This window comes from Flavobacterium supellecticarium, from assembly GCF_004801375.1.
In the GTDB taxonomy this organism is placed as follows: domain Bacteria; phylum Bacteroidota; class Bacteroidia; order Flavobacteriales; family Flavobacteriaceae; genus Flavobacterium; species Flavobacterium supellecticarium.
Genome location: NZ_SSNZ01000012.1, coordinates 70,264 through 90,935, shown reverse-complemented (window position 1 = coordinate 90,935; position 20,672 = coordinate 70,264). Strand labels below are relative to the sequence as shown.

At 40.1% G+C, this 20,672-nt stretch carries 21 protein-coding genes; 13 read left to right on the top strand and 8 right to left on the bottom strand.

Annotation, left to right across the window (positions count from 1 at the left end; genetic code table 11):
* Positions 1-526 precede the first annotated feature (526 nt).
* The 4 genes from aspA to E6C50_RS17125 all read left to right on the top strand — a co-directional run bounded on the left by aspA (position 527) and on the right by E6C50_RS17125 (position 5,650).
* Positions 527-1,936: an aspartate ammonia-lyase gene (gene aspA / locus E6C50_RS17140; protein WP_136404473.1), complete on the top strand. Its 1,410-nt coding sequence runs from the start codon at positions 527-529 to the stop codon at positions 1,934-1,936.
* A gap of 15 nt (positions 1,937-1,951) precedes the next feature.
* The gene (locus E6C50_RS17135; protein ID WP_136404472.1) at positions 1,952-3,022 is read left to right on the top strand and encodes a type II asparaginase; all 1,071 of its coding nucleotides are present in this window, start codon (positions 1,952-1,954) and stop codon (positions 3,020-3,022) included.
* Between the two features lie 89 nt (positions 3,023-3,111).
* Positions 3,112-4,455 carry an anaerobic C4-dicarboxylate transporter family protein gene (locus E6C50_RS17130; protein ID WP_136404471.1) on the top strand — a complete coding sequence of 448 codons (1,344 nt, stop codon included), beginning with the start codon at positions 3,112-3,114 and terminating at the stop codon, positions 4,453-4,455.
* A gap of 19 nt (positions 4,456-4,474) precedes the next feature.
* A complete protein-coding gene (locus E6C50_RS17125; protein ID WP_136404470.1) occupies positions 4,475-5,650 on the top strand; it encodes a porin in 1,176 nt (391 codons plus the stop codon).
* A gap of 54 nt (positions 5,651-5,704) precedes the next feature.
* Here E6C50_RS17125 and miaE read toward each other — a convergent pair whose 3' ends face one another.
* Positions 5,705-6,286 carry a tRNA-(ms[2]io[6]A)-hydroxylase gene (gene miaE / locus E6C50_RS17120; RefSeq protein WP_136404469.1) on the bottom strand — a complete coding sequence of 194 codons (582 nt, stop codon included), beginning with the start codon at positions 6,284-6,286 and terminating at the stop codon, positions 5,705-5,707.
* Positions 6,287-6,379: 93 nt separating this feature from the next.
* Between miaE and E6C50_RS17115 the strand changes: the two genes are divergently transcribed.
* A complete protein-coding gene (locus E6C50_RS17115; protein ID WP_136404468.1) occupies positions 6,380-7,606 on the top strand; it encodes a glycosyltransferase in 1,227 nt (408 codons plus the stop codon).
* A gap of 12 nt (positions 7,607-7,618) precedes the next feature.
* On the opposite strand, the gene E6C50_RS17110 is transcribed toward E6C50_RS17115, so the two are convergent.
* A complete protein-coding gene (locus E6C50_RS17110; protein ID WP_136404467.1) occupies positions 7,619-8,062 on the bottom strand; it encodes a DUF4268 domain-containing protein in 444 nt (147 codons plus the stop codon).
* A 94-nt stretch (positions 8,063-8,156) separates the two neighbouring features.
* On the opposite strand from E6C50_RS17110, the gene E6C50_RS17105 reads away from it, so the two are divergent.
* Both E6C50_RS17105 and E6C50_RS17100 read left to right on the top strand, forming a co-directional pair.
* A complete protein-coding gene (locus E6C50_RS17105; protein WP_136404466.1) occupies positions 8,157-8,795 on the top strand; it encodes an NUDIX hydrolase in 639 nt (212 codons plus the stop codon).
* A gap of 55 nt (positions 8,796-8,850) precedes the next feature.
* Positions 8,851-9,660 (top strand): lysophospholipid acyltransferase family protein, encoded by an 810-nt coding sequence (locus E6C50_RS17100; RefSeq protein ID WP_136404465.1) that lies wholly within the window; start codon positions 8,851-8,853, stop codon positions 9,658-9,660.
* Positions 9,661-9,697: 37 nt separating this feature from the next.
* Here E6C50_RS17100 and E6C50_RS17095 read toward each other — a convergent pair whose 3' ends face one another.
* Together E6C50_RS17095 and E6C50_RS17090 are read right to left on the bottom strand one after the other, a co-directional pair.
* Positions 9,698-10,339, bottom strand: coding sequence for a hypothetical protein (locus E6C50_RS17095; protein ID WP_136404464.1), 642 nt, complete (start codon positions 10,337-10,339; stop codon positions 9,698-9,700).
* Between the two features lie 14 nt (positions 10,340-10,353).
* Positions 10,354-10,848, bottom strand: a complete 495-nt coding sequence (locus tag E6C50_RS17090) for an RNA polymerase sigma factor (protein WP_136404463.1) — start codon at positions 10,846-10,848, stop codon at positions 10,354-10,356.
* Between the two features lie 173 nt (positions 10,849-11,021).
* On the opposite strand from E6C50_RS17090, the gene E6C50_RS17085 reads away from it, so the two are divergent.
* Positions 11,022-12,323, top strand: a complete 1,302-nt coding sequence (locus E6C50_RS17085; protein ID WP_136404462.1) for an NAD(P)/FAD-dependent oxidoreductase — start codon at positions 11,022-11,024, stop codon at positions 12,321-12,323.
* Between the two features lie 29 nt (positions 12,324-12,352).
* On the opposite strand, the gene E6C50_RS17080 is transcribed toward E6C50_RS17085, so the two are convergent.
* The gene (locus tag E6C50_RS17080) at positions 12,353-13,414 is read right to left on the bottom strand and encodes a DUF3810 domain-containing protein (RefSeq protein WP_136404461.1); all 1,062 of its coding nucleotides are present in this window, start codon (positions 13,412-13,414) and stop codon (positions 12,353-12,355) included.
* Between the two features lie 114 nt (positions 13,415-13,528).
* On the opposite strand from E6C50_RS17080, the gene E6C50_RS17075 reads away from it, so the two are divergent.
* Both E6C50_RS17075 and E6C50_RS17070 read left to right on the top strand, forming a co-directional pair.
* Positions 13,529-13,813 (top strand): (2Fe-2S) ferredoxin domain-containing protein, encoded by a 285-nt coding sequence (locus E6C50_RS17075; protein WP_136404460.1) that lies wholly within the window; start codon positions 13,529-13,531, stop codon positions 13,811-13,813.
* A gap of 130 nt (positions 13,814-13,943) precedes the next feature.
* Positions 13,944-15,410 (top strand): aminoacyl-histidine dipeptidase, encoded by a 1,467-nt coding sequence (locus E6C50_RS17070; protein WP_136404459.1) that lies wholly within the window; start codon positions 13,944-13,946, stop codon positions 15,408-15,410.
* 50 nt (positions 15,411-15,460) lie between these two features.
* Here E6C50_RS17070 and E6C50_RS17065 read toward each other — a convergent pair whose 3' ends face one another.
* A complete protein-coding gene (locus E6C50_RS17065; protein WP_136404458.1) occupies positions 15,461-15,955 on the bottom strand; it encodes an SRPBCC family protein in 495 nt (164 codons plus the stop codon).
* Positions 15,956-16,062: 107 nt separating this feature from the next.
* On the opposite strand from E6C50_RS17065, the gene prfA reads away from it, so the two are divergent.
* Both prfA and pyrF read left to right on the top strand, forming a co-directional pair.
* Positions 16,063-17,136 (top strand): peptide chain release factor 1, encoded by a 1,074-nt coding sequence (gene prfA, locus E6C50_RS17060; RefSeq protein WP_136404457.1) that lies wholly within the window; start codon positions 16,063-16,065, stop codon positions 17,134-17,136.
* A 92-nt stretch (positions 17,137-17,228) separates the two neighbouring features.
* On the top strand, positions 17,229-18,047 hold the full coding sequence (gene pyrF, locus E6C50_RS17055; protein WP_136404456.1) for an orotidine-5'-phosphate decarboxylase: 819 nt from the start codon (positions 17,229-17,231) through the stop codon (positions 18,045-18,047).
* Between the two features lie 6 nt (positions 18,048-18,053).
* On the opposite strand, the gene E6C50_RS17050 is transcribed toward pyrF, so the two are convergent.
* Complete coding sequence (locus E6C50_RS17050) at positions 18,054-19,139, bottom strand: lipase family protein (RefSeq protein WP_136404455.1); 1,086 nt, start codon at positions 19,137-19,139, stop codon at positions 18,054-18,056.
* A gap of 49 nt (positions 19,140-19,188) precedes the next feature.
* On the opposite strand from E6C50_RS17050, the gene E6C50_RS17045 reads away from it, so the two are divergent.
* Positions 19,189-19,986, top strand: coding sequence for an ABC transporter substrate-binding protein (locus E6C50_RS17045; protein ID WP_136404454.1), 798 nt, complete (start codon positions 19,189-19,191; stop codon positions 19,984-19,986).
* Between the two features lie 63 nt (positions 19,987-20,049).
* On the opposite strand, the gene E6C50_RS17040 is transcribed toward E6C50_RS17045, so the two are convergent.
* Positions 20,050-20,661, bottom strand: coding sequence for a lipocalin family protein (locus E6C50_RS17040; RefSeq protein ID WP_136404453.1), 612 nt, complete (start codon positions 20,659-20,661; stop codon positions 20,050-20,052).
* Positions 20,662-20,672: the final 11 nt, after the last annotated feature.

Sequence of the window (20,672 nt, the reverse complement as noted above, 5' to 3'; positions counted from 1 at the left end):
GTCGCCGCCTTTCTTTTGAATCCCCATCATTATTGATGGGGATTTTTTTTGTTATAGGTATGGCGTGTCGCTTTGCTCGATCCGCCGCCTTTCTTTTGAAAACCCTATCCAAACGGATAGGGTTTTTTGTTTTATAGCAATATCAAATAAATCATATCCAATAAAGCACTACAAACCCCGGGAATCCGGGGTTTTGTTTTTTTCCTGACCATAGATGTCACACCTGACAGGTTTACAAAACCTGTCAGGTGTAGCAGGTGTTCCAAACAAAACATAAAAAAACCGGAAAAGTTCCGGTTTTTATATTTTATAACATCAGGAAAACTTCTAATGCCACACTTTTTGTGTTTTTGACTTCTATATTATTGATAATATAATAACTGTGCTATTGAATAATGTTATAAAAATATGTTTTTTATCATATTTTTAGTTTTTTTATCACATTAAATTTGTGCTACTCAAAAATAAATGCCTTCGGAAAGGAACCGAAGAATTATAAGCCTCAATAATTTAAAACTTTAGTTGTATGAAAAACACAAGAAATGAACACGATTTTTTGGGAGAATTGGATATTCCAAATGAAATGTATTATGGAATTCAGACTTTCCGAGCGAAAAAAAATTTTAATATTACAGGCATTACCCTTATGAATGAAAAGGGATTGATCAAATCATTAGGTCAGGTAAAAAAAGCAGCGGCTTTAGCCAATAGAGATTGTGGGGTTTTGGATCCGAAAATAGCAGATGCCATTTGTTTTGCCTGTGATCAGGTAATCGATGGTAAGTTCGACGATCAGTTTGTTAGCGATCTGATTCAGGGTGGTGCCGGAACTTCTGTCAATATGAATGCCAATGAAGTCATAGCCAATATTGCCCTGGAATATTTAGGGCATGAAAAAGGTGCTTATCAATATGTGCATCCAAACAATCATGTGAATTGTTCACAATCTACAAATGACGCCTATCCCACGGCTGTTCGGTTGGCACTTTATTACAAATTAAACACTTTTTGTACAATACTGAAACGTCTTGAAGATGCATTTGCTCTAAAAGGAAGGGAATTCGAAGAGGTGTTAAAAATGGGACGAACACAACTACAGGACGCCGTTCCGATGACTTTAGGTCAGGAGTTTCATGGTTTTGCGACAACTATTGGTGAAGATATTCAACGATTACGGGAAGTACAAAGCCTTCTTTTGGAGGTAAATATGGGCGCAACAGCTATTGGTACAAAAGTTAACGCTCCGGAAGATTATCCGGAATTATGTGTTCGATATCTGGCCAAAGAAACCCGCCTTCCATTATTGCTATCGCCCGATTTAATAGAAGCGACAAGTGATACCGGTGCTTTTGTTCTGGCAATGGGAACCCTAAAAAGAACTGCAGTTAAGGTGTCCAAAATTTGTAATGACTTGCGATTGTTGAGTTCCGGACCGCGTACCGGATTAAACGAAATAAATCTGCCTCCTTGTCAACCGGGATCTTCCATTATGCCGGGTAAAGTGAATCCGGTTATCCCGGAAGTGGTCAATCAAACCTGTTTTTATGTGATCGGTCAGGATGTAACCGTTACTATGGCTGCCGAAGCGGGTCAGCTGCAACTCAATGTAATGGAGCCGGTTATCGGTTTTGCACTATTTACTTCTTTGGAGTATCTTGGTAATAGTATTAATACTTTAGTTGATAAATGTGTAACTGGAATTACAGCTAATAAAGAACATTGTGCTAAATTAGTAATGAATAGTATTGGTATCGTGACACAGTTAAATCCTATTCTGGGGTATGAAACCTGTGCCAGCATTGCAGGCGAAGCCTTACTATCGGGTAAAAATATCCATGAGATCGTAGTACTCGAAAGAAAACTGATCTCTCAGGAAAAATGGAATGAGATATATGCAATGGACAATTTAATACATCCGAAATTGATAATATCTTAATTAAACGTATTTGATATGAAAAAAATAATAAGTGTTTTGTTTGCCGTATTGATTGTTTTTCAAATACAGGCACAATCTAAAACTACAAAAAACAAAGATGCGAATTTACCACGTGTCATTATTCTCGCCACAGGTGGGACGATTGCAGGATCAGGAGAATCTTCCTCAAAAGCAGCCTATACGCCCGGACAGATTCCGGTGGATAATCTACTAAATGCAGTACCACAGATTCATGAATTGGCGCGTATTAAAGGAGAACAGATTGCTCAAATTGGAAGCCAGGATATGAATGTCGATACCTGGTTAAAATTAAGCAATCGTATTAATGCAATCTTCGATAATAACGAAGCTGACGGTGTGGTGGTAACACATGGTACGGATACGCAGGAAGAAACTGCCTATTTCTTATCGTTAACGGTTAAATCCGACAAACCGGTGGTATTGGTTGGAGCGATGCGTCCGACTACGGCGATGAGTCAGGATGGAAACCGGAATTTATTTGATGCCGTAACAGTTGCTGCAGCACCGGATAGTCAGGGAATTGGAGTCGTTACTGCAATGAATGAAGAGGTTTATGCTGCTCGCGATGTGACCAAAACCGTTACTACAAGTACCGCTACTTTTAAATCCCGAAATTTTGGACCGATTGGACTGATTTACGACGGTAAAGTGAGTTATTACTATAAGTCGCTTCGTTCACCGGCTCAGAAATTCAATATCAAAGGACTGAAAAAACTACCTCAGGTAGAAATTATCTACGGATATGCCGATGCCAGTCCAGGAGCCATTAACGCTTCTGTTGAAGAAGGAGTCAAAGGTATTGTATATGCCGGAATGGGAAATGGTAATTTTAATGCTCCGGTTGGTAAAGCACTGGCCGATGCTGCCAAAAAAGGAGTTGTCGTTTGTCGTGCTGCCCGTGCCGGTGCCGGAAGGGTGACGCTATTTAATGAAGTCGATGACAAAGCATTGGGTTTTGTAGTAGCTGATGATCTGAACCCGCAAAAAGCGCGTGTCTTACTGATGCTGGCGCTAACGCAAACAAATGATCAGCAGACCATCCAGGATCTTTTTTTCAAATATTAATAAAGTTCTTTTACAGTATAGGATAAAGGGAAAGATTTGTTTAACCCTTTATCTGCTGTAGAATTTTTATAAACGTAAATAGTACGCCTATGTTATTGATACAGTTTATAATTTTAATAGCCATGATCCTGATTGGTTCCCAGATGAAAGGGATTGGTCTTGGTGTTATGGGAATGGTCGGACTAATGATTTTTGTTTTTCTGTTTCAAATGCGCCCAGGTGATCCTCCAATCGATGTGATGCTTGTCATCATGGCGATCGTTTCGACAGCCGCAACATTACAGGCTTGCGGCGGACTGGATTATTTAGTTCAGCTAGCCGAAAAGGTCATTCGAAGCAATCCTTCCAATATCGTTTTTATCGCACCTTTTACGGTATATTTCTTTTGCCTTTTTGCGGGTACCGCACATTTATTATATTCCTTATTACCGATTATTTCGGAAGTAGCCGCAAAAAAAAGAATCCGACCGGAACGACCGTTAAGTGTGTCGGTAATTGCGTCGCACCTTGCCATAACCGGAAGTCCGATGAGTGCCGCAACAGCAGCCTTTGCCGGAGCAGGAATACTCGCTTATCCCGGAGCATTAATCGATATCATGAAAATTTGTATCCCGGCATGTCTTATCGGAATCTTATTTTCCTGTTTCGCCGTACTTAAAAAAGGGAAAGAGCTGGAAGAGGATCCCATTTTTATTGAAAAAATGAAGGATCCGGAGTTTGCTAAAAATTTGGATTCGGAACCGGGAAATAAACCCAAACAACTTAAAAAAGGTGCCAAAACGGCGGTGGTTATTTTTGCAATTGCCGTACTGTTAATCGTTCTGGCCGGTGCTTGTCCGCAGTTGTTACCGCAATTTGGAGCCGGAGAAGCTTCTCTGGTTTTAACTGCCAATGGTGAATTGAAAATGGTGGCGGTGATCAGTATTGTCACGTTAACAGCCTCGGCATTAATGATGCTACTAACCAAAACCAGTGCTGTCGATGTAACCAAAGTCAGTTTGTTTAGCGCTATGGCTACCGCAGTAGTTTCTGTATTCGGGGTGGTTTGGATGAGTGCTACTTTTATGGCGCACAATCAGGTGGTCATTAAAGGATTTATGGAAGAAATTGTTACAGCTCATCCGTGGACGTTTGCCATTGCCGTATTTGCTTTAGGTGCCTTGATGTTTAGTCAGGCGGCTACAACAAAAACCATGATGCCATTAGGGATGGCATTGGGTGTACCACATCATGCACTGATCGCGATTTTCCCGGCTGTAAATGCTGATTTTGTCTTGCCGGGTTATCCGACACTGTTGGCCGCTATCAATTTTGATAGAACCGGTAGTACCAAAATCGGAAAATTTGTGGTCAACCACAGTTTTATGGTGCCGGGACTCGTCGCCGTGGTTGTTGCCATCGCAGCGGGGTTCCTGATAGGTGCCTTTTTATAGATAATTTAATATACATGCCATGAAAAAATATGTTCTTTTAATACTGTTTCTCTTTGCTCAGGCCATAATGTTGGGACAAGACCATCAACTGACTAAAGATACCCTGTCAAAACCCATTATTCCTAAGGAACGATTGGATTTACTCAAAAATGTAGATATCATTTTTAACATGCAATTTGCCAATGATAACTTTTTTCGGGACGGAAAATTTCAGGAATCGGCATTTGGGAATAATCAGATGCGTCTTGAAATTAAAGGGAAAATACACGATAAAGTGTATTTCCGGTTCCGGGATCGTTATACCAAAACCACCGATCCGGGTTCCCGCGATAATTTAAGTCGCTCGACCGATATGGCGTATATCGGGATCACATTGTCTCCTAAAACACGTTTGAATCTGGGGAAAATGAGTGCCGATTGGGGAGGATATGAATTCGACCTGAATCCGATCGACATCCTCGAATACAATGATATTCTCGAATATGCGGATAACTTCCTAACCGGTGCCGGAATTACCTATCAGGTATTTCAAAACCATTCTTTTGGCTTACAGGTGCTAAATTCCAGGGTTTCCGATTTTGAAGATGTTTACCAGGATCGAGTTCCGGTAAATCTGGAAAAAGCAAAATTCCCGATGGCTTTTATTACCAATTGGAGAGGACGCTTTTTCGGAGGTAAATTCGAAACGATTTATAGCTACAGCTTTTTTAAAGAAACAACCAAAAAAGGAATGAATTTCTATTCCTTAGGGCATAAATACCAGGATAAAAAGCTGACATTGATGTATGATTTTAAATATAGTAACGAAGGAATCGACCGTAAAGGGATTATCACCAATATGATCCCGGGTGAAGAAGTGAGTATCCAGCAAAATGTTTCGTATCTGGAAAACTGGCTTCGTGCAGAATACCTGATTGCACCAAAAGTGAACCTGTCGCTGACCTTAATGCACAGTAATGCATATGCTAAAAATATGATTGATACCGATAGTGGTATTAATCATATCCGGGCCAGCTATGGGTTTATACCCTCGGTTCAGTATTTACCGTTTAAAAATCTTAATTTACGATTCTTCGTATCCTATGTAGGCCGTTATTATAACTATTCTTCGTATGCACAGGAACAGTTAGGTCAAACCGATTACAATACGGGACGTCTTAGTGTCGGATTCATTGCTCCGCTACTAATTTTTTAATTGTTTTGTTTACTAAAAATCCCCTTCTGAATCAATCAGAAGGGGATTTTTTTATTAACCGTGTATGGTTTCCTGTTTTCCGTAGTTGGTAATGATAGATGTTTCATACTCAATCCATTCCTGCCAACGTTTGTCTACATCGGTCTTTTCGGTATATTTTCGGGCAAATCCTAAAAAGGTAGTATAATGCCCGGCTTCACTGATCATTAAATCTCTGTAAAAAGTAGCCAGTTTTTCGTCCTGTATATTCTGTGATAAAACTTTAAAACGTTCACAGCTTCGGGCTTCAATCATGGCCGAAAATAACAAACGATCCACTAAAGCCTGATTTCGGCTACCACCTTTGATCATAAATTTGGCCAGTTCGTTTACATAATCGTCTTTCCGCTCCCGACCCAATTCCAGTCCGCGCTCTTTGATGATCTCGTGAACCATCTCGAAATGTTCCAGTTCTTCCCGGGCAATTTTAAGCATTTCGGTTACCAGGTCTACTTTTTCAGAATTAATAGTGATAATCGATATGGCATTGGTAGCCGCTTTTTGCTCACACCAGGCATGATCGGTCAGAATTTCCTGGATGTTCGATTCTACAATCGTTACCCATCTCGGGTCTGTTTTTAATTTTAAGCCTAACATCGTATAAAGTTTAGCCGTAAAAATACAATTTTACGATGAAAGTCCGAAATGCGTAGCGACAAGTAGTATATTTGTTTTTATTATCGATTCAAAATGCCGTTACTACTCATCATTGGTTATGTATGGCCGGAACCGGGTTCGTCGGCGGCCGGAAGCAGAATGCTGCAACTGATCCGTTTTTTTCAATCCGAAGGTTATAAAATTGTCTTCGCCAGTCCGGCGGCGCATAGTGAATTTGCTGTTGACCTACAGGGCATAGGCGTGGAAACCCAAAATATCCAATTGAATTGTTCCAGTTTCGATGACTATATAAAAGTGTTACAACCGACTATGGTGTTGTTTGATCGTTTTATGATGGAAGAGCAATTTGGTTGGCGTGTCACAAAATACTGTCCGGATGCGATTCGGTTACTCGATACCGAAGATCTGCATTGTCTGCGCGAAGCAAGGCGTCAGGCTTATAAAAAGCAAACTGATTACCGGGAAATACTACAGTCGTCCGAAATCGCGAAACGGGAAATTGCCAGTATTTTTCGATCGGATTTAACCCTGATGATTTCAGAATTTGAAATGGACCTATTGCAAAACCAGTTTAAGGTCGATGCCCCCATTTTACACTATCTGCCATTATTGGTCGAACCGATGGAAGCTACGTCGCTTTCATTCCCGGAGCGAAGGGATTTTGTTTTTATCGGAAACTTTTTTCACGAACCCAACTGGAATTGTGCCTGGGGACTTAAAAATGAAATCTGGCCGGAATTAAAAGAACGATTGCCGGAAGCTACGTTACGAATTTATGGCGCCTACGCAACGCAAAAAGTAACAGATCTCCACAATCCGAAAGACCGTTTTTATGTGATGGGAAGAGCATCCGATGCAAGGGAAGTAATAGAAAATGCCCGGGTTTTACTCGCACCGATCCGTTTCGGAGCCGGAATAAAAGGGAAGCTACTCGAAGCAATGGTATACGGAACACCAACGGTAACCACTACAGTTGGCGCCGAATCGATGCAGGATAACGGGGACTGGAATGGTTTTATCGCCGACGATAATGCGACTTTTATTGCAAAAGCAGCCGAATTGTATTCCGATTCGGAACTATGGTATCAAAAACAACAAAACGGTTACCGGATCAGAAGTGGACGGTATACGGCCAAACCACATTTGGAAGTGTTACAACAACGGATAGCGCATCTGAAAGCCAATTTAAAAGCACACCGAGATGCCAATTTTATAGGAGCAATGCTCCAACACCATACGATGCAGAGTACGCATTATATGGCAAAATGGATTGCCGAAAAAAATAAAGCTACCGAATAGGTAGCTTTATTTTTAGGTGTTGATTTCCAGATCGCGGATATAATCTTCATATTCATAAAAGAAACGTTCGAAAGCATCCATATTATCATTAAAAAAATCAAAAATTTCCGGCCAGCTGGAGCGATTAAACAAACTGATTCCGGTTTTTTCGACCCAAACTTTACTGATCGCTTTTCCCGTTTCCAGATAAAAATTGCGTTCCAAAACGGCTTCCGGTAAAAATTCCTCATGTAAAATCGTACGTAACGATTCTATTTTTTCATAATAGATTTTTCGCTTTTCATCGTCTTTGCTTTCAATATCCAGTGTGACCTGTGCCTTTTTATTATCGACATAAAACTTAAAGGAAAAGTCTTTGATTTTGGTATCGTACAAGAGCCATTTCCGGGGATACGCTTCCGCAAATTCGGTCCAGAATTCTTTTTTTATCTTTTGCGCTTCTTCTTTGCTGAACATTTTTTCTTTGAATATTTGTTTTAATAAAAATTTGCCATAAATTTTTTTTGAGGTAACTTTATAGTTAGGTTTTAAAAGAAAACACACAAAAACGATGGACTTTCAGGATTTTTTAAAATATATTCCAAAAATAGAAAAAGAAAAGCTTTTGGCGTCGGATGCACATATAAAAATGGCACCCCTGGAGCGTATTTCGACCCTGAAGGAAGCCAGCTATGTCGATAAAAATCCCAGAAGAGCCGCAGTAATGATGCTCTTTTATCCGAAAAATAATGTACCGCATCTCGTACTAATCGTCCGAAATTCCTATCCCGGTATCCATTCTTCGCAGATTGCTTTTCCGGGTGGAAAGGTCGAACCCGAAGATCGGAACCTGATTCACACTGCTTTACGGGAAACACACGAAGAGGTGGGAATCGCACCCAGCAAAATTGAAGTCATCAAACCCTTTAGCGAAATCTATATTCCGCCGAGCAATTTTCTGGTTTCACCGTTTATGGGAATTGCCCATCAGGAACTTCATTTTATTCCCCAACTGGAAGAAGTGGCTCAGATTATCGAATTACCGTTGGAACGTTTTCTGAATGATGAAATTATCGTAGAAGTAACCATGACAACATCCTATGCCACCAATATTAAAGTACCGGCTTTTCAGATTGAAGATCATATCGTTTGGGGCGCAACAGCTATGATGATGAGCGAACTCAAAGAAACTGTTAAGAATGTAATCTAATCGATTTGTTTTCTATACATTTGCAGTTCTTTTTTGGAAATTAAACAGTAAAAAAATGGGATTGTTTAAAAGAAATCCTTTTGGTCATATACTCTTTTTGAAAAAATGGCTGATCCGTGTTTTTGGTGCTCTTACGCACCGACGGTATCGCGGCTTTAATGAATTGCAAATCGACGGATCGGAAATCATAAGGGCTTTACCGGATAGAAACGTACTTTTTATCTCAAATCATCAAACCTATTTCGCCGATGTCGTGGCCATGTTTCACGTTTTTAACGCCAGTTTAAAAGGTCGCGAAGACAATATCAAAAACATCGGATACCTTTGGGAACCGAAATTGAATATCTATTATGTCGCTGCCAAAGAAACCATGCAATCCGGTTTGTTGCCGCGAATATTGTCATATGTAGGAGCTATTACTGTAGAACGCACCTGGCGGTCGAAAGGAAAAGACGTAACCGAAAAACGGGAAGTCAATCCAAACGATACCGAAAATATCCGGATTGCACTCGAAGACGGATGGGTAATTACCTTTCCGCAGGGAACGACCAAATCGTTTAAACCGGTTCGAAAAGGAACAGCACATATCATCAAACAACATAAACCGGTAGTCGTACCGATAGTAATTGATGGATTTCGTCGTTCATTCGACAAAAAAGGATTGCGATTAAAGAAAAAAGGAATACTACAATCGTTTATTATTAAAGAACCATTGGATATCGATTATGAAAATGATTCCATAGACGAAATTGTGGAAAAAGTGGAATTTGCCATCGAACAACACCCGTCATTTCTAAAAGTAATTCCGGCTGAAGAAATCGAAGCACAGGAAGAATTAAACCGAAAACGACAATGGGATTATTAAGATAAAAAAGAGGCTTACAATTTGTAAGCCTCTTTTTTTATAAGTCGATTTTCTTTAACTCTTCGTAATTTTTATACAGTCGACGTAATAGGAAACCGTATACAAGTCGGTAGAACAACCAGATGACACCTACGAATAGTCCGAAGAATACAATCGTAAAGCCCAAAATCATCATCCAGAACAACATACCTTGATCATTACCTTCGAATTGCCCGGACATACGGTTAAAGCGTTCGTCATAAATACAGGTGGCCACCATCATCGTGATAAAAATAATACCAATCATCACCAGATTATACCAAATATAATATTGAACGGTTTTTCGTGTTTTTAGAATGTTTTTCATCAGCGACTTCACGCTATCGGTTGTATTGATACTTTTAAAATTCCGGTAAAACAGGAATATAAAGGAAAAGATAACAATATAGTTGATCACTGTAAAAGTGGTGACTAACGTCTTGATGTGATAGGATTCCAGTGTTTTCAGGTAATTTTCATCTGCCGTAAAAAAACTAATCAGGCTCCAGGCAATCATTTCCAGTATACTGATAATGAATATCCATTTTACGATGGAAGACGACTTCTTATGCAGCATGGCATAAATTTCCTGTTCCGTAATTTTCGGAAAGGAATGCTCGTTTTTCTTCCAGTCTTTTTTTAATAAATCTAACTCTTCCATGACAATCGCTCCCGTTATGGATTTACAATTTTTTTTAGTTTCCCTTTTATACGGTTCATCTTTACACGGGCGTTTACTTCACTAATACCCAGTGTATCGGCGATCTCGGTATAATCCTTGTCTTCCAGATACATGAAAACCAAGGCTTTTTCAATATCGTTTAACTGATGGACGGCCTTATACAACAACTTGATCTGTTCTTCTTCTTCATAGTTATAATCCTCGTGATTGAATTTGTGTATTTTACCGTCAAATTCGATGGTGTTTACCGTTTTGACTTTCTTTCGGTATAAGGTAATAGCCGTATTCAACGCAACCCGGTAGGCCCAGGTGGTAAATTTTGCCTCACCGCGAAATTGAGGAAATGCTTTCCAAAGCTGAATTGTGATTTCCTGAAACAAGTCTTTATGCGAATCTTCATCAGAAGTATACAGCCGACAAATCTTGTGTATAATGTTCTGATGTTGTTCTAATTGCGATACAAAGGACTGTTCCAGGTTCGAATTCATAAACGATTAGTGTGGATATACTACAAATTGTTACAAGTTAGGCTTTTTTTATTTTTTTGAGATTGAAATAACGGCATTGAAAATAGAAGGAATTCGCTTGCAGAATCCTATTTAAAATAGCGTGTGAGCCAATTTTACTTCGTAACTTTAAGAGCTAAATTTAACAAGAGAAAATGAACATTCCCCGATCGAGTTTTCCACGTATCATTATTATTGGAGGTGGTTTTGCCGGTATTGCGCTGGCCAAAAAATTGCGTAATAAAAATGTTCAGGTGGTCCTGTTGGACAAACACAATTACCATACGTTTCAACCGTTGTTGTATCAGGTGGCAACCGGTGGACTCGAAGCCGGGTCGATTGCCTATCCGATCCGAAAAGTGGTGCAGGAATATGATAATTTTTATTTCCGATTGGCACAGGTAAAGGAAATCGATACCGAAACCCGAAAAGTCACCGCCGATATTGGCGATTTATACTACGATTATCTGGTAATTGCTACCGGATCCAAAACCAATTATTTTGGAAATAAGGAGATTGAAAAAAACAGTATGGCCATGAAAACCATACCGCAGTCACTCAATATCCGTAGTTTGATTCTTGAAAATTTCGAACAGGCATTGCTTACAAACGATATCAACGAACGATTGAGTCTGATGAACTTTGTAATTGTAGGTGGCGGACCAACAGGAGTGGAACTGGCCGGAGCATTGGCGGAAATGAAAAAAGCCATTCTGCCAAAAGATTACCCGGACTTGGACGTTCGGAAAATGGAAATCAACCTGATTCAGGGAACCGATAAAATTCTGGATGCAATGTCACCAAAAGCATCCCGGAAAGCAGAGGAATTTTTAAGCGGATTGGGCGTTAGCATCTGGAAAAACATTCGCGTAACCAATTACGACGGTAAAACGGTAACCACCAATTCGGATCTGACATTCGATTCGGCTACTGTAATCTGGACGGCCGGAGTAAAAGGTGCGGTGATTAAAGGTTTAAAGCCCGAAGCATTAGCCGGAAACGAACGGATTAAAGTGGATGAATTTAACCAGGTTTTGGGTTATGAGAATATTTTTGCCATCGGTGATATTGCTACAATGGTAAGCGATACCTATCCGATGGGACATCCTATGATGGCGCAGCCGGCGTTACAGCAAGGGGCGTTATTGGCGCAGAATATTATTCGGAAAATTCAGAAGCAAAAAATGAAACCTTTTGTTTATAATGATAAAGGATCAATGGCTACTATTGGTCGGAATAAAGCGGTGGTCGATTTACCACGTTGGCATTTTAACGGCGTTTTTGCCTGGTTTGTATGGATGTTTGTCCACTTGTTTTCGCTGATCGGATTTAAAAATAAAGCGGTTGTATTTATGAACTGGGTGTATAATTATATCCGTTTTGATCGGGAAGGACGATTGATCATCCGACCTTATAAAAAGAAAAGTTCGCAGAGTTTTATACCCGATGAATTATAAATGAAAAGACGCCAATCCGGCGTCTTTTTCTATAAAGGTCTGTCGCGATAGTAATGAATCAGCAGGTCCACAAACTTGCTGTAACTTTCCATCCCGTCTTTTTGTTGGTTTAGTTTTAAAAAATTGTCATAAAAGACTTTAAACAGCGGTTCCATTATATTCTGATGTTCGTCCCAGAATGTATCCGAATCTTTAAAATTTTCGAGAACGCCCGGATGGATCAAAGGAAGTAAGGCTTCACTGCGACCTTCCTGTTTTAATTCGATATTGTGAAGGCAATACCGTAAGGCATACGTATATCCGGAATATTGAAAATAAAGATCATCGTTATAAATAGAAGCCATATAGCCGATAAAATTGGCCTCACTTTCGGAAGCATAACCAATCTGATGCGCCATTTCGTGACAGGTGGTTGTGGCAAAATTTGGCAACGGAATCAAAGCGTTTACCTGAGCTTCATTGGTAAACGGATTCAGATAACCGCTAAAGCCCATATAGGTTAAAGGTGTACTGATCAGCGATTTTTTTACGGATGGATGCTCATAAGTAAAAAACGGAAAGGCTTTTGAAAGATGATCATATCCATTTTGTGTTTTTTCAAAAATCACATCACGGGTATAAGGAACAACCACTTTCAGGCTGTCGTTTTTTTCGATTTGCGAATGGATGGCGTTCACTTTTACAATTACCCGTTCGGTAAAAGCAATCAGCTCTTCTGTCGAATAATCGCGTTTGAGTGCCAGTTTTTGATATAAGGGTACGCGGATGTAATTGATACCCCATAACAGGTTAAACAGAAAATAAAAAACAGAAACAAAACCGATAAGACTTAGTAAATTTATTTTCCAGTCGATTTTCCAGGTTTTCCGTTTGTTCCACAACCATTTTAGAAGTAGAAGGATAACGATTCCATAGAGTAGATCACCCACGGAAAACGGAATCCAACCTAAAGTAATACGTGAAATTTTGGATAAAAAAGGGTAAAATCCATTGCTGTAATAGCGTTCGACAAGCTCGGGGAAAAACGAAAGTAACTTTAATATAACAAACTGAACCACAAGGAATACAGGTAATACGAGCTTTTTCTTCATCGACAAAATTTTTATAAATATAAAAAATGTTAATTTAAGATCCTGTTAATTTTCTTATTGTATATTTGCATTTAATTAGAATAGATAAAAATAACATCCTCAATTATTCTGGTAATGAAAAAGTTAGACGCACCTCAAAAAGCAATTTATTTCTGTGATGGTAGCAAATGCAGCAAGGAGAATAAACACAATCGAAAAGCAATTCGCACGCTGGTAAAAGAAGCCGGATTGAAAAACGAAGTGGCATTGGTGAAAACGTTTTGTACCGATAATTGTAAATGCGCACCGGTTATTGCCGTACAACCGGAAAACCTTTGGTTTGGCGATGTGTCTGAAAAAAAAGCTATTCAGATTTTCGAAGAATATATCGCCCCACCGATACTTACCATCGCAAAATAACAGCCGATTTAGTCTTAAAATATCCCCATTTTCCTTTATTTAAAATTCCCCGGATTATCATTTTCCCGGGCTGAAAATCTTTGTACCTTTGGGATTCAAAATTTGAAGTATAACTACAAAAGGTAAAATAATGAGCCAGGAAGTAAGAAACCTTGAGCCTAAACAGCTTTGGAATAAATTTGCCGACCTGAATGCTGTTCCGCGGCCTTCTAAAAAAGAAGAACGCGTGATTGCTTTTATGATGGATTTCGGAAACAAACTAGGATTGGAAACCCTGAAAGATGAGGTGGGTAACGTCATCATTAAAAAGCCGGCCACTGCCGGAATGGAAAACCGCAAAACCATCGTGATGCAGTCGCATTTGGATATGGTACACCAAAAAAATAATGATACCGTTTTCGATTTCGATACACAGGGAATTGAAATGTATGTCGATGGTGACTGGGTTCGTGCGAAAGGTACGACTTTAGGTGCGGATAACGGACTTGGTGTGGCTACCATCATGGCGATTTTAGAAAGCAACGATATCCCGCATCCGGCTATTGAAGCGCTTTTTACTATTGATGAAGAAACCGGAATGACTGGAGCAATGGGATTAAAAGGTGGATTATTGGATGGTGAAATCCTTTTAAATCTGGACACAGAAGAAGATGATGAAATCGATATCGGATGTGCCGGTGGAGTAGATGTAACCGCGGTTCGTGAGTATAACGAAGAAGAAACACCGGAAGGTTCGGTAGGCTATACCATTACGGTTAAAGGACTAAACGGAGGCCACTCCGGAATGGATATCGACAAAGGTTTGGGTAACGCCAATAAAATTATGAATCGTTTGTTGTTTGATGGATTTGAAAACTTCGGTTTACAAATCGCAGAAATCAACGGTGGAAGTCTTCGTAACGCCATTCCAAGAGAAAGTGTTGCTAAAGTGATCATCTCTCAGATTTATGATGAAGCTTTCGTTTTCGATATGCAGGAAGTGATTAACGATATCAAAACCGAGTTTAAAACGACGGAGCCAAATCTGACAATTGAAATCGTAAAATCCGATGTAGTACCGGCTACGGTTATGGATTTAGGTGTTCAGGAAGGATTGATTCGTGCCTTGTATACCGCTCATAATGGTGTTTACCGTATGAGTGCTGATATGGACAATCTGGTAGAAACGTCTAATAATATTGCCCGTGTTATCGTTAAAGATGGAAAAATTACCGTGCAGTGTTTAACGCGTTCTTCGGTTGAAAGTTCAAAATTTGATTTAGCGAATGCATTGCGTTCGGCTTTCGAATTAATTGGATGTGAAGTGGTTTTTGCCGGTTCGTATCCGGGATGGACACCAAATGTGAGTTCACCGATTTTGGATGTGCTGACATCAATCTACGAAAAACAAAACGGAAATAAACCACATGTAGTGGCTTGTCACGCCGGATTGGAATGTGGAATTTTAGGAACCAATTATCCGGATATGGATATGATTTCTTTTGGTCCTACGATCAAAGGAGCGCATAGCCCGGATGAAAGAGCTTCGATTTCATCGGCTCAGAAATACTGGAAATTCGTATTGGAAATTTTACAACAGATTCCGTTAAAAAACTAAACGGTATTGTTTAAATATTAGGAAAGGGTTGTCATTGCGATAACCCTTTTTTAGTTGTTTAACATCGGTTTCAGGTCGGTGTTTTTATTGCGTAAATCCAATCCGCCTTCATAGACTGACTTCAGATTCACAAGGTAAAACGACCAGCCACCGTGGCAACCCAATCGGATATTTTTTTTAGAATGATCATCGGTAGGGATATTTTTCTGCGTTAGTGTTACGATTACAAAATCGTCCTGTTCCATTAATGAAATATCCACAAGACATTGACCGGCAAAGGTAAATTGCAAGGAATTCTTGCCATTCGCTTGCGTAAAAGTACCCATCTCAAGATCGGGATATAAATACCAGTTCCATTCATAACGATAGTCCTGTTTTATATTCTGATTTTTCGGAATTAGGGTGCCGTCGGCCTCAAAACTATCTGCCTGACTCAGAAACCATTTTTCCAGTTCGGAAGCTTTGGTCCAGGCATCGTAAAGGTTTGGTAGTGTTGCATTTATTGCAATCCGGAGTGTAAACCGGGTCCAGTCGAAATTTTCCATATGAAGCCGTTTTGAAAATCAAATTTAGCGAAAATTCTAAGGCGGTATATCGATACAACTAAACGTATTTTTTTGTAATTTTGCACTCCAAACAAAGGAAATACAAAATGTTAGATAGACTTCAGATAGTAAAACAACGCTTTGATGAGATCTCGGACTTAATTATCCAGCCGGATGTTATTGCCGATCAGAAGCGTTATGTACAATTGAATAAAGAATACAAAGATTTAAAAGCATTGGTTGAAAAACGCGATGAGTATGTAAATCTTGACGGAAATATCAAGGAGGCCAACGAAATTATCGCCGACGGATCGGATCCGGAAATGGTCGATATGGCCAAATTGCAGTTGGAAGAAGCCAAAGAGCGTTTACCGCAACTGGAAGAAGAGATCAAATTTTTACTGATCCCGAAAGATCCGGAAGATGCGAAAAATGTAATGGTGGAAATCCGTGCCGGTACTGGTGGTGATGAAGCGAGTATCTTTGCCGGAGATTTGTTCCGTATGTATACCAAATACTGCGAAAACAAAGGCTGGAGAACTTCTGTGGTAGACTTAAACGAAGGTACTTCGGGTGGTTTTAAAGAGGTTATTTTTGAAGTTACCGGAGAAGACGTTTACGGAACCTTGAAATTTGAAGCAGGTGTTCACCGCGTACAACGTGTTCCGCAAACCGAAACACAGGGACGTGTACACACGTCTGCAGCTACCGTTATGGTACTGCCGGAAGCCGAAGAATTTGACGTACATATCGATATGAACGATGTACGTATCGATTTATTCTGTTCTTCGGGACCTGGAGGACAGTCGGTAAATACAACCAAATCGGCGGTGCGTATGACACACATTCCAACCGGATTGGTAGCACAGTGTCAGGACGAAAAATCACAGCATAAAAATAAAGATAAAGCGTTATCAGTATTACGTTCTCGTTTATACGAAATGGAATTGGCTAAAAAACAGGAAGAAGATGCTAAAAAACGTAACTCACAGGTAAGTAGTGGTGACCGTTCGGCAAAAATCCGTACCTATAATTATCCGCAGGGACGTGTTACGGATCACAGAATCGGGTTAACTCTTTACGATCTGGATGGTGTAATGAACGGAAATATTCAGAAGGTAATCGATGAATTACAATTGGTGAGCAATACCGAAAAATTAAAAGAAAGCGAAGTATTTTAATGATTAGAATACCCAAAATAGCAAATGTCACACAAAAGGAATCTTAGTGTGGCATTTTTTTTAAACAACAACACAACTAAATAAACAACATCTTGACAACACAACACTTAATTCAGCAGATTCATCAGAAGCAATCTTTTCTTTGCGTAGGTCTGGATGTCGATTTGACGAAAATACCGGAGCATTTGTTGCAATACGAAGATCCGATTTTTGAGTTTAACAAAAGGATTATCGACGTCACACACGATCTGGCCGTTTCGTACAAACCCAATACGGCTTTTTATGAAGCCTACGGAATCAAAGGCTGGAAGTCACTGGAAAAAACGATCCGCTATATCAACGAAAAATACCCGGATATTTTTACCATAGCCGATGCCAAACGCGGTGATATTGGAAACACGTCTTCCATGTATGCCAAGGCTTTTCTGGAAGATCTGGATTTCGACAGTGTAACCGTGGCACCCTATATGGGAAAAGACAGTGTGGAACCGTTTCTGGCTTTCGAAAACAAACATACCATCATGTTGGCGTTGACATCCAATGAAGGGGCTTTCGATTTTCAGACACTGGAAGTGAATGGAGAAGAATTGTATAAAAAAGTGATTGCGACTTCCAAAACCTGGAAAAATAGTCAGAACCTGATGTATGTGGTAGGTGCAACCAAAGCGGAATACTTTTCGGAAATACGAAAAATTATTCCGGATAGCTTTTTACTGGTACCGGGAGTAGGTGCGCAGGGCGGAAGTCTTTCCGAAGTTTGCTGTTATGGTATGAATACGAATGTCGGTCTATTGATCAATTCCTCACGCGGAATTATTTATGCAGCTTCAGGAATGGATTTTGCCGAAAAAGCAAGAGCCGAAGCCTTAAAAATCCAACAGGAAATGCAACGTATTTTAGCCAACCGCTAATTCTTGTTAATCCGCTAATTTATCCGTCAGATATAGATACGATTGGATCGAATGGTGTACAAATACATTGGTATCACTATCCGGATATTGGGTATAATACAGACTGTCGGGATATAAAACAGTCGTCGTACCGGTTCGAACATAATAATTGGATTCAAAATAGTCCGGAGCTTTATAACCGACTAATTGTTTTACAACAAATTTTGATGCGACTTTGCCAAGGTATTTCTGGTAACGTCGCATCGCTTTTTTATTGTGCTTCGTCAGTTGATTGTAAATGTGTTTTAACGCGAGGTTGGTTGGGAACTTTTGTTTCCGAATCATGCTTTTGGCATTTTTAAACGGATTAGTGACGTTAAAATCGGTTAGTGTCTGAATCGATACAGGAACTTCCGGAACCCAATCGGCTGTATTGACAACTGTTTGTGACCAGCCGGTTTGTCGCGAGGCCTCATATTCGTAGGCAAAAGGCAGATTTCCCGGTTTGGGTGCGGCACTGCAATAGGTTTTAAAATACATATCGGCCGGAAGTATTCCGGTTTTCTGATAGTATAATAATTGTGCTGTGATGAGGTAACTGATTCCGCCACCCTGACTATGTCCAAAAATGATAAAATCGCGGATGCCTTTTGTATACTGTTGCCATATGATCGGAATAATATCCTGAATCAGAAAAGCACTGGCAACGCTCCAGCCCACGTGAACAGCAGCCCGCGGATCGTCGGCAAAATGGTATTCGAATGTCGTAGAATCGTTTAATTGCAGCTTTCCTTTGGCCGGAATCATCGCTGCATAAAAATTGGCCAGCCAGCTGACTTCACTCGGCGTGGTTCCGCGAATGCTGATCACATTAATACCATGCGGATCTTCATACAATTCCCAACGGTTTACCAATCCCATTTCTTCCGATCGGTAGGTTCTTTTAAAACGGGTGCTTTCGGGAATTCCTTTATAATGCGTGCTATCGCTCCAACGGGAATAGGCGTAGAGTAGTTCGGTGTATTCCGATTTGTCAAAGCCGGGCTGTAATTTCTGAGCGAAAAGGGTGTGGCAAGCCAGAATTCCAAGTAAGGTGTATAAAATCCGTTTCATTCTGTTCTGATTTTACTTACTAAGATACGGCTTTTTGTATTTTTGTAAAATGAAATCGCTTACAGATCAAATGGGAACGTTGCATACGTTCGAACAAACACCGGTACGAATTGTCTCGTTGGTACCGTCGCAAACGGAATTACTTTTTGACTTGGGATTGGAGGAGCAACTCGTCGGGATAACCAAGTTTTGTATTCATCCGTACCATCTTAAATCGACCAAAAAAATCATTGGCGGTACAAAAAAGGTGCATTACGAAAAAATACGCCTGTTGGCTCCGGATATTATTATCGCAAATAAGGAAGAAAATACGGCTGAGATTGTAGCCGAATTGTCTAAGATTTGTCCGGTATGGGTGACGAATATTATTACGATAGAAGATAATCTACAAATGATAGCCGATTTCGGTCAGTTGTTTAACAAACGTACCGATGCGCAGAAATGGATCGATAAGACGCGTTATGCCTATGAGGATTTTAAACGTTTTATCGCCGATAAGCCCGAAAAGAAAGCGGCTTATTTTATCTGGCGGGATCCGTATATGGCTGCGGGATCGGACAATTTTATCAATGAATTGCTAAAGCTAAATCACTTTAAAAATATTTATGATACAAAAGGGCGTTACCCGGAAGTGGAATTAAAAAAAATCCGATTGGAAGGCGATCCGGATTTGGTATTCCTTTCGTCGGAACCGTATCCGTTTAAGGACGAACACGCTTTCGAAATCGGACGTTTTACCCATCATGCGAAAACCGTTTTTGTAGACGGAGAAATGTTTTCCTGGTATGGCAGCCGACTGGTTAAGGCCTTTGATTATTTTAAACAATTGCATCAGCGTATCACATAAAAAATTAAAAGGGGCCGTCTTATTTAAGACGGCCCCTTTTGTTGAGACACTAAAAATTCCGGATTACTGTCTTTTGAACACATATTTTTTAGTCACCGAAATACCGTTTACGTTTACGGCAGTTTCATAGTAAAACTTGTTACCATTGTCGGTGAAAATAATGTTTTTGGTATCGATCGCATTCGAACTCGTTAGGCTGTACAGGTTGTTACCTGGGTTTGTCCAGTAACCGATTACCGTTTCCGATAATACACACGTTCCGGTACCACCGTTCCCACCGTGATCATCGTCGTCGTCGTCATCGGTTGTTCCGCCACCGTTTCCAGGGTTTGGATTTACCGGCCCGTGATCGTCATCATCGTCGTCGTCATCGTTGCTTCCTCCGCTGTGATCATCGTCATCGTCGTCATCACCACCTTTTTGAAACGTCGAATCGTCAAAACGACCACCGTTCGAATACATTTCATGGGTAAATTGTTGTTCCCCGAAAATATAGGTTTCCTGTAGGTTACAGTTGTTTAAGGTTACCAGCTGGTTGTTGCTGTATTCCTCTACTAATTTCCAGGTTCCGATTACAGGGTTGCTCTGTAATATAACGGTATCCTCGTCTTTATTACAGCCAATGAATACGATCGTAAGGACCAGGGTTAGCATTAAAAATAGTTTTTTACTCATAATGGATTAAG

Bases quoted from the DNA above. Each gene is read 5' to 3' on its own strand.
- aspA (WP_136404473.1), top strand. From the start codon at position 527: ATGAAAAACACAAGAAATGAACACGATTTTTTGGGAGAATTGGATATT.
- E6C50_RS17135 (WP_136404472.1), top strand. From the start codon at position 1,952: ATGAAAAAAATAATAAGTGTTTTGTTTGCCGTATTGATTGTTTTTCAA.
- E6C50_RS17130 (WP_136404471.1), top strand. From the start codon at position 3,112: ATGTTATTGATACAGTTTATAATTTTAATAGCCATGATCCTGATTGGT.
- E6C50_RS17125 (WP_136404470.1), top strand. From the start codon at position 4,475: ATGAAAAAATATGTTCTTTTAATACTGTTTCTCTTTGCTCAGGCCATA.
- miaE (WP_136404469.1), bottom strand. From the start codon at position 6,286: ATGTTAGGCTTAAAATTAAAAACAGACCCGAGATGGGTAACGATTGTA.
- E6C50_RS17115 (WP_136404468.1), top strand. From the start codon at position 6,380: ATGCCGTTACTACTCATCATTGGTTATGTATGGCCGGAACCGGGTTCG.
- E6C50_RS17110 (WP_136404467.1), bottom strand. From the start codon at position 8,062: ATGTTCAGCAAAGAAGAAGCGCAAAAGATAAAAAAAGAATTCTGGACC.
- E6C50_RS17105 (WP_136404466.1), top strand. From the start codon at position 8,157: ATGGACTTTCAGGATTTTTTAAAATATATTCCAAAAATAGAAAAAGAA.
- E6C50_RS17100 (WP_136404465.1), top strand. From the start codon at position 8,851: ATGGGATTGTTTAAAAGAAATCCTTTTGGTCATATACTCTTTTTGAAA.
- E6C50_RS17095 (WP_136404464.1), bottom strand. From the start codon at position 10,339: ATGGAAGAGTTAGATTTATTAAAAAAAGACTGGAAGAAAAACGAGCAT.
- E6C50_RS17090 (WP_136404463.1), bottom strand. From the start codon at position 10,848: ATGAATTCGAACCTGGAACAGTCCTTTGTATCGCAATTAGAACAACAT.
- E6C50_RS17085 (WP_136404462.1), top strand. From the start codon at position 11,022: ATGAACATTCCCCGATCGAGTTTTCCACGTATCATTATTATTGGAGGT.
- E6C50_RS17080 (WP_136404461.1), bottom strand. From the start codon at position 13,414: ATGAAGAAAAAGCTCGTATTACCTGTATTCCTTGTGGTTCAGTTTGTT.
- E6C50_RS17075 (WP_136404460.1), top strand. From the start codon at position 13,529: ATGAAAAAGTTAGACGCACCTCAAAAAGCAATTTATTTCTGTGATGGT.
- E6C50_RS17070 (WP_136404459.1), top strand. From the start codon at position 13,944: ATGAGCCAGGAAGTAAGAAACCTTGAGCCTAAACAGCTTTGGAATAAA.
- E6C50_RS17065 (WP_136404458.1), bottom strand. From the start codon at position 15,955: ATGGAAAATTTCGACTGGACCCGGTTTACACTCCGGATTGCAATAAAT.
- prfA (WP_136404457.1), top strand. From the start codon at position 16,063: ATGTTAGATAGACTTCAGATAGTAAAACAACGCTTTGATGAGATCTCG.
- E6C50_RS17050 (WP_136404455.1), bottom strand. From the start codon at position 19,139: ATGAAACGGATTTTATACACCTTACTTGGAATTCTGGCTTGCCACACC.
- E6C50_RS17045 (WP_136404454.1), top strand. From the start codon at position 19,189: ATGAAATCGCTTACAGATCAAATGGGAACGTTGCATACGTTCGAACAA.
- E6C50_RS17040 (WP_136404453.1), bottom strand. From the start codon at position 20,661: ATGAGTAAAAAACTATTTTTAATGCTAACCCTGGTCCTTACGATCGTA.